This is a genomic window from Cellvibrio sp. (assembly GCF_039207905.1).
Lineage (GTDB): Bacteria > Pseudomonadota > Gammaproteobacteria > Pseudomonadales > Cellvibrionaceae > Cellvibrio.
The window spans coordinates 198,036-205,316 of the sequence record NZ_JBCECX010000005.1 but is presented as its reverse complement, the minus strand read 5'-3'; the positions used below and the strand labels follow the sequence as shown (position 1 = coordinate 205,316).

Here is a 7,281-nt window from a genome sequence, read left to right as displayed (position 1 = left end):
GCTTTTTGGACAGTCATATCAATAGCGCTCGCATTTGTTTGCATGAATTTTATAGCTGATGTATCAGATGATGAATCTTTAAGTCGGTTGTTTGAGCATATTGGTAGTAAATATGGTCACCTGGATGCTGCAGTTAATAATGCCTCCCCAAAAATTATGTCTCAAGGAGCGTTTCAGGAGATTCCTGCAGAAAATCTGTTTAGCACACTCAAAAGTGATTTTGGGTCATACGTGGTGTGTCTCCAAAAAGAACTAAATTTGATGGATTCTGGTGGTTGCATCGTAAATGTTAGTTCGGTGAATGGTTTGCGGCCATGCCCCGGTGCAGCAATGTATAGCGCCGCCAAACATGGTTTGGAAGGATTAACTAAATCAGTTGCGCTGGAGGCGATTCAAAAGGGTATTAGAGTGAATGCAGTCGCACCCGGTGTCACTTGGACATTCCGATGGGAAGAGCGCGAAAATAGTAATCCTAATATTCGTGCAGAAGTGGAACCTCAAATTCCCATTAAACGATTTGCTATTGAATCAGAAATAGTCAACGCAATTGAATGGCTTTGTAGTACAAAGTCTAGTTATGTAGTGGGGCATACATTAGTTGTTGATGGCGGTCTTTCATTAAGTTGATTACGTCAAATGCTAAATAATATGCTGCGAGTGAATATAGCATCATACCCTTACTGCCCGTCATTTGATTAAAGTGACTTCCTTAATTTTATATCTATTACCATTTTATTAAAAAGGAAAAGAAATGCGCTACATAATATTTTTGGTGTTGTTATGTGTTCCCTCGCTGTCTTATGCATGTAGCTGCGGAATCATTGATATAAAAAAAATCATTACAAAGTCTAAGTATGTTTTTGTTGCGAGTGTAAAATCAGTAGCTATTGGAGAACCAGAAAAAAATCATATGAAAAGTGTGGTTGCAGAATTTGAGTTGATAGAGAACATAAAAGGAAAATCGCAGGAAATTAAAAAATTGTATAGCGGTTTTGGGGGCGGAGACTGCGGAATTCCACTTAACGTAGGTTGGCAGTATATTATTTATACAGATAATGGGGTTGTTTCTGTGTGCTCTGGGAGTACATCATATCCAGGGAAAGAAAATGATGATGGTTATGTTGATGCTGTGCGTGCGTATATAAAAGATGGTACAGACTTCAATGCAGAAGATTATTTCTTAATTGCACCGTCGGACTCTGAATGCGAAGAGCGCTAATTTACAAAAAGATAAGTATGATACATCCAGAAAATGACATTGCAGACCGTACCCCCATTTGGGATTGCATGCAGGATTTGTTTATGGATACTGATGTCACGCTTTCGTATGAGTCTATTGTTAAGCGGTGCGTTGAGTCTAAGTATGGAATTGAGGAGCTCGAAAAAATACTGTTTAACGAAGTATTACCAGCATTGCGATTTAATATGTTCAACCTGCCAGCGCCTGAGTGGGCGGGATTTCAAACTGAATTTGTTTTTAGAAGAGTGCTTGAAAAGCATAGGTTTGGCAAATCCAGACCTTGGCTCTTACGTCGATATACACAACAACACTGGGATATTCTTAAATTAAAAATAGAAGAAATGCGTTCTGCCAATGACTAGCAAGCTGTATTTCCCCCTGAGCTAACGCTATAGCGTATACCCCAATTCAAATTCATCACCTCTGCTTGTTTGCCAGCAATGATTAAAATCGATCTGTTTAATTTTAATCAGTCGGCTGTATTTATTTTATCCCGCCTGTTTTTTTGATTTTATCGGTCGATAAAAATATCTGATAAATCAACAACTTATTTTTTATTAGCAAAAATCCCTCAAATTTAAAAATCTGGCGCAAGTCTTGCGATAAGTGCTTGCCGATTAATGACCGGCAAGGCGAGCACTGGTCGCCTATGCCCCGTAACAGCCGGTTGCACTTGTAGCTCGATATGTTGTTTCGCGGGCACAGGGACGGTAGCGATGCCGAACGCTAATCTTGGCCGGCAAAAGGTTCACAACACTTTAGCCGGTCTTTTTTCGGTTCGTGCGCATTCACTGATTCTATGTATGAGGAAATACATCAATGAAAAATTCTGTGGCAATCCTGCCGACAAGCTTTATTCCTGCCACCCTCGCAAAAATTGTAAAGGGTCTCGCGTTGGTTGCTATTTCCAGTTCCGCGCTTGTTTCACTGCATAGTTCGGCAGCTGATACGCTTGCATCAGCAATTCCTGGCGTTACTACCGCTGGAACTAAATTGGAATTTATTCGCGAAGGTTTTGAAGGCACAGAAGGTCCAATCGCTGCACCTGATGGCAGCTTTTTATTCACCGAGACTCGCGCTAACCGTATCACCCGAATTGCGCCAGACAATAGTATTTCTACCTTCTTGGAAAACTCCAACGGCTCTAATGGTTTGGCCTTTAACGATAAAGGTGAGTTGATTACCGTACAGGTAAACAATAATCAGGTGGGTATTGTTTATCCAAAAGGTAAAGAAAAAGTATTTGTAAAAGACTACGAAGGAAAAACCTTCCAGCGTACCAATGATTTGGTGCTCGCTAAGAATGGCGGCATTTATTTTACCGATAGCGGCCCTGGTGCTGATGTGAAAGATGCTCCGCGCACTGGTGTGTACTACATAGATCCTGCTGGAAAAACCAAGCGCGTTGTGGGTGTTAATGAAATCCAGCGCCCTAACGGTATTCAATTAAGCCGCGATGAAAAAACCTTGTATGTCGCCAACACCGGCGGTGAATATGTATTGTCATATCCCATCAAGGCTGACGGCACCTTGGGTGAGCGCAAAAATTTTGCAAAGATCCCCAACGGTCTGCAAAAAAATGAGCAGGGTGTTTTGTCCAGCGGTGCTGATGGTTTGGCGATTGATGCAGAAGGGCGCTTGTACGTAACATCCAATACTGGTGTTGATGTATTTGATGAAAAGGGTAAATTCCTGGGCGGTATACCTGTGCCGCATAAGCCACAAAATATCGCATTTGCCGGTAAAGATAAGAAAACGCTCTACATCGTTGGCCGTGGTGCAGCGTATAAAGTAGCTGTATTGACGCCGGGCTTTGCTGGTCGAGTCAAATAATAGCGAATAGGCCGATTCAGTTCGGCCTTTTATTTTCAGGAGGTTTTATGACGCGCAAGACTGCTGATGATTTTCACCCGGAAGTACTGAAATTATTTGATCAATATGTTCATGGTCAGGCATCTCGCCGCGACTTTTTAACTGGCGCAGCAAAATATGCAGCGCTTGCCGGTGTTACTGCGACAGGTTTACTTGCCGCACTTAGTCCACAATTTGCAGCGGCGCAGCAAGTAAAGCCTGAAGATGTACGCATCAAAGCCAGTTATGTTGAAATCGATTCGCCTAACGGTAATGGCAAAATACGCGGATATTTGGTTAGTCCTGCCAAAGCAGAAGGAAAATTACCAACAGTGTTGGTTGTCCATGAAAACCGTGGGTTAAATCCCCACATTGAAGATATTACCCGTCGTCTTGCGCTGGATAATTTTATTGCCTTTGCTCCCGATGCGCTGTTTACCTTAGGCGGCTATCCCGGTGATGAAGAGAAGGCGCGTGAGTTGTTCCAGAAGTTGGATCAAACCAAAACCCAGGAAGATTTTGTGACAGCTGCTCAGTATCTGCGGAAATTGCCTGCAGGTAACGGTAAGGTTGGTGTAGTAGGATTCTGCTACGGTGGTGGTATTTCCAACTTCCTTGCAACACGGTTACCGGATTTAAATGCTGCCGTTCCTTTTTATGGTCGCCAACCAGAAGCTGCAGATGTTCCAAAAATCAAAGCCCCATTATTGATTCATTATGCCGGTGTTGATGAGCGTATCAATGCAGGCTGGCCCGCGTATGAAACTGCACTCAAGGCAGCCGGTAAAAAATATGAAGCTTATATTTATACCAACGCCCAACATGGATTTAACAACGATACCACTCCGCGTTTTGATGAGAAATCAGCCGCATTAGCCTGGAAGCGTACCGTTGATTTCTTCAATAAAAACCTGCGTGGATAATGGATGAATTATTGGGTTCACTTTTTAATTGAATCTGATCGTAAAAGCCCTGAATGAATAATCATTCGGGGCTTTTTATTGCTGTACCAGACCAAATAGTAATTGCTGAATTAAAAGCAGTTAATAATCGATATTCTGTTGAGATAAAAACAACACTGATTTGTTGCGATATTCCTTCAGTTTATGGTTTCAGGTAAAACCGTTATATATCAACCAGCTAAAACAAATGAGAAACTAATTTTATATAATTCAATTTGAAATTTTCCACTGGTACGCATATTGCTCTGCAGCAAGCATCCGATACATTCGGGTGATTATTATTGTGGAAAACTCTCTTGTTGAAGGATATTGAATTATGAAATTTGTAAAACCTGCAGCACTTTCAATTGCGTTTGTTGCCGCTTTGGCAAGCGCGCCTTTTGTTGCTGCACAAAATAATGCTGCTCCAGCACAGGCACAGCGCCCGGTTATTAGCCCGGAAGAAGCGCTGCAAAAATTCAGCTTTTTTATTACTAGCGTAGGTTTGGGCAAAGGTGCTGAGTTGGGCGGGTTGGCGGGCGCTGATGCACATTGCCAATCGCTAGCTAAAGCTGCTGGTGCAGGCAATAAAATTTGGCGCGCTTATTTGAGCACTCAAGCTGCTGGCGGTAAGCCTGCAATTAATGCGCGCGATCGTATTGGTAAAGGCCCTTGGTACAATGTTAAAGGCGCGCTGATTGCCAATGATGTTGGTCATTTACACGGCGATACTCTTGAGCAAGCGCGTCTTGGTAGTAACCTCACGCGCAACCAAGCTTTGACCGAGAAGGGCGAGCGAGTTTTAGGTGCAGGTGATACACCAAACCAACACGATATTCTGACCGGTTCAAAAACAGACGGTACAGCGTTTACCGATGCTGCTGACCACACCTGTAAAAACTATACCAGTACTGCGGCCGATGGCTCGGTACAAGTGGGTCACTTTGACCGCACTGGTGGTGGTAATGCCTCATGGAACTCGGCTCACCCGAGCCGTGGTTGCAGCCAGGAAAATTTGGTAGGCACTGGTGGTGCAGGTTTGTTTTATTGCTTCGCCACTAACTAATTCTCGATATTGGCGTCATACAAGCCAGCCTTCGGGCTGGCTTTTTTATTCCTGTCTTTTGGCTCCAGCTATTCCGCTCATTAATCATTGCTTTTCCTGCGCTTTCCACAGAATTTGAATCTGAGTGTCTTACCGAACGGTGCAACCTCTCATAAACCTTTTCTATGTGCGAAGTACACAATAGGTCAGTGTAAAAGGGGGGAGGCGGTACATGTCTGTCATCGCAGCGGATTTTAAACTGTCTAATAAAAAAATAGACGCGATTGCCAATGATGCAGAAAAAGCAGCTAAGGCGATTAACCTTTTGTATGTGCAGGATTCCCAACCTGGAATTATCCGGCGCAAGCAGGGTGATAAATTTAGTTACTATGATGGCAAGAAAATACTACGCGATAAAAAAGCGCTTGATCGAATCGCCAAGTTGGTGATTCCACCCGCGTGGGAAAAGGTGTGGATCTGTAAACAGGATAATGGACATTTGCAAGCGACAGGTATTGATGCCAAAAAGAGAAAGCAATATCGCTATCACCCGCTGTGGAATAGCCTGCGCAATCAAACTAAATTTTATCGTCTGTATGAGTTCGGTAAAGCCGTCCCCCATATTCGTGAGCAACTGAATAAGGACCTTTCACTGCCGGGCTTGCCGGTAGAAAAAGTATTGGCATTGGCTGTGTGTTTGATGGATCAAACCAGCATGCGTGTGGGTAATTCGGCCTATGAAAAGCTGTACGGATCATTTGGCCTGACGACCTTGAAGAATCGTCATGTCAAAATTGCAGGCAATAAAATGCAATTTATCTTTAAGGGAAAGAAGGGTGTATCCCAATCTGTCAGCATTACTGACAAGCGTTTGGCTCGCATCGTAAAACAATGTCGGGAAATACCGGGTATGGAATTGTTTCAGTATTATGCTGATGATAGCAGTCACAAAGGCATAGATTCCGGAATGGTGAATAGCTACATCAAAAATATTGCCGGACAGGATTTTACTGCAAAAGATTTCCGCACCTGGTCGGGCACAGTTCATGCGTTGGGCGAATTCAAGGATTTATTGACCGTTAATAATGGGCAAGCGGATGAAGATAATAGGTCGGACACCAAGAAAAATATTATTGCGGTGATTGATAGTGTTGCGACACATTTGGGTAATACCCGTGCAGTTTGCCGAAAATACTACATCCATCCAATTGTTTTTGATCTGTATGAAAAGAGCATTCTGCAAAAGTATTTGGCCAAGCTTAAGAGCACTCGTACAAATAAAAATGCTGCTGGTTTGAGCGGGGAAGAAAAGTTGCTATTAACGATTCTGAAAAAGGAATGTTTGATGTGCTAGGTATTGTTGAATAGAAAAGGATCAACATCATTATATGTTGATCCTTTCTTTTTAGTATTAATAAGCTTCTGGTTTGATATCACCACAATCACTGGATAACCATGAACCTGATTGTTCGGTGTCATAGCGCTGCGCAGTACCACCTTCCTGATTTACAAAATGCGCTTTGCCTTTGTAGGCGGTGGAGGATGTAAATTCAATTTCGCCTTCACCTTTGGTGTTATTTTGGTCTTTACAGGCGTAGGCCATTTTGTATTTTGTGTTGCTGAGTTTGGTGATGGTTGGGCTGCAATTGTCTGCGCTCTCGGGCATATAGCCCTTGTCAATTTGTGCTTGGGTAATGCATTGCTTAACGACTGTGCCGTCTTTGCTGATCTGCACTTTGTTATTTTGCATGCTTACGCCTTGCTCGGAAATCTTCATGCCTTGCTGCGCCATCATATCTTCCATCATCTTGCGCTGTTCGGGCGGCATGTTCGCCATTTGTTTTTTAACTTCATCCATCGCCGCTTGCATTTGCTGGGTTTGCGCCGCGGCTGAATCGCCACCAATGAGTTTGATGCGATGTTCCCAAAGGCCGGGTTTCATATCGACTTTGATTGTGTCCGCGAGGAGTGGAAAAGAAGTGGCCATAGTTAATAGGCCCACTAACGAAATTACACCGGTTTTTTTCATGTTGTCATGTTCCTTACACTGGGGTCGGTTTAGCTAAGACTGTTTAACGGGATGATTGTTCAGTAAAGACTGGTATTCAAGCGTTAATCAATTGATTTTATTAGATTTTGATCACAAAGAGTGTTTATACTTGGGCACTTTTTATCACTTCTTTGGTTGGATTTTGCTACCGTTT

At 43.0% G+C, this 7,281-nt stretch carries 8 protein-coding genes; 7 read left to right on the top strand and 1 reads right to left on the bottom strand.

Going from position 1 to position 7,281, the window contains the following annotated elements:
- From AAGC78_RS04740 to AAGC78_RS04710, 7 genes are all read left to right on the top strand, one after another.
- The coding region (locus tag AAGC78_RS04740; protein WP_435782888.1) for an SDR family NAD(P)-dependent oxidoreductase at positions 1-627 on the top strand (627 nt) is incomplete at its 5' end.
- Between the two features lie 124 nt (positions 628-751).
- Entirely contained in the window at positions 752-1,219 is a 468-nt protein-coding gene (locus AAGC78_RS04735; RefSeq protein WP_435782887.1) for a hypothetical protein, read from the top strand.
- Complete coding sequence (locus AAGC78_RS04730; protein WP_435782886.1) at positions 1,204-1,602, top strand: DUF7079 family protein; 399 nt, start codon at positions 1,204-1,206, stop codon at positions 1,600-1,602. The genes AAGC78_RS04735 and AAGC78_RS04730 overlap by 16 nt, the downstream gene beginning before the upstream one ends.
- 457 nt (positions 1,603-2,059) lie before the next feature.
- Positions 2,060-3,073 (top strand): SMP-30/gluconolactonase/LRE family protein, encoded by a 1,014-nt coding sequence (locus tag AAGC78_RS04725; protein WP_435782885.1) that lies wholly within the window; start codon positions 2,060-2,062, stop codon positions 3,071-3,073.
- Between the two features lie 47 nt (positions 3,074-3,120).
- Positions 3,121-4,014: a dienelactone hydrolase family protein gene (locus AAGC78_RS04720; RefSeq protein WP_435782884.1), complete on the top strand. Its 894-nt coding sequence runs from the start codon at positions 3,121-3,123 to the stop codon at positions 4,012-4,014.
- 355 nt (positions 4,015-4,369) lie between these two features.
- A complete protein-coding gene (locus AAGC78_RS04715; RefSeq protein ID WP_435782883.1) occupies positions 4,370-5,098 on the top strand; it encodes a hypothetical protein in 729 nt (242 codons plus the stop codon).
- Positions 5,099-5,309: 211 nt separating this feature from the next.
- Positions 5,310-6,431, top strand: a complete 1,122-nt coding sequence (locus tag AAGC78_RS04710; RefSeq protein WP_435782882.1) for a DNA topoisomerase IB — start codon at positions 5,310-5,312, stop codon at positions 6,429-6,431.
- Between the two features lie 57 nt (positions 6,432-6,488).
- Here the strand turns inward: AAGC78_RS04710 and AAGC78_RS04705 are convergent, their stop codons facing one another.
- Positions 6,489-7,106, bottom strand: a complete 618-nt coding sequence (locus AAGC78_RS04705) for a DUF3617 domain-containing protein (RefSeq protein WP_435782881.1) — start codon at positions 7,104-7,106, stop codon at positions 6,489-6,491.
- Positions 7,107-7,281: the final 175 nt, after the last annotated feature.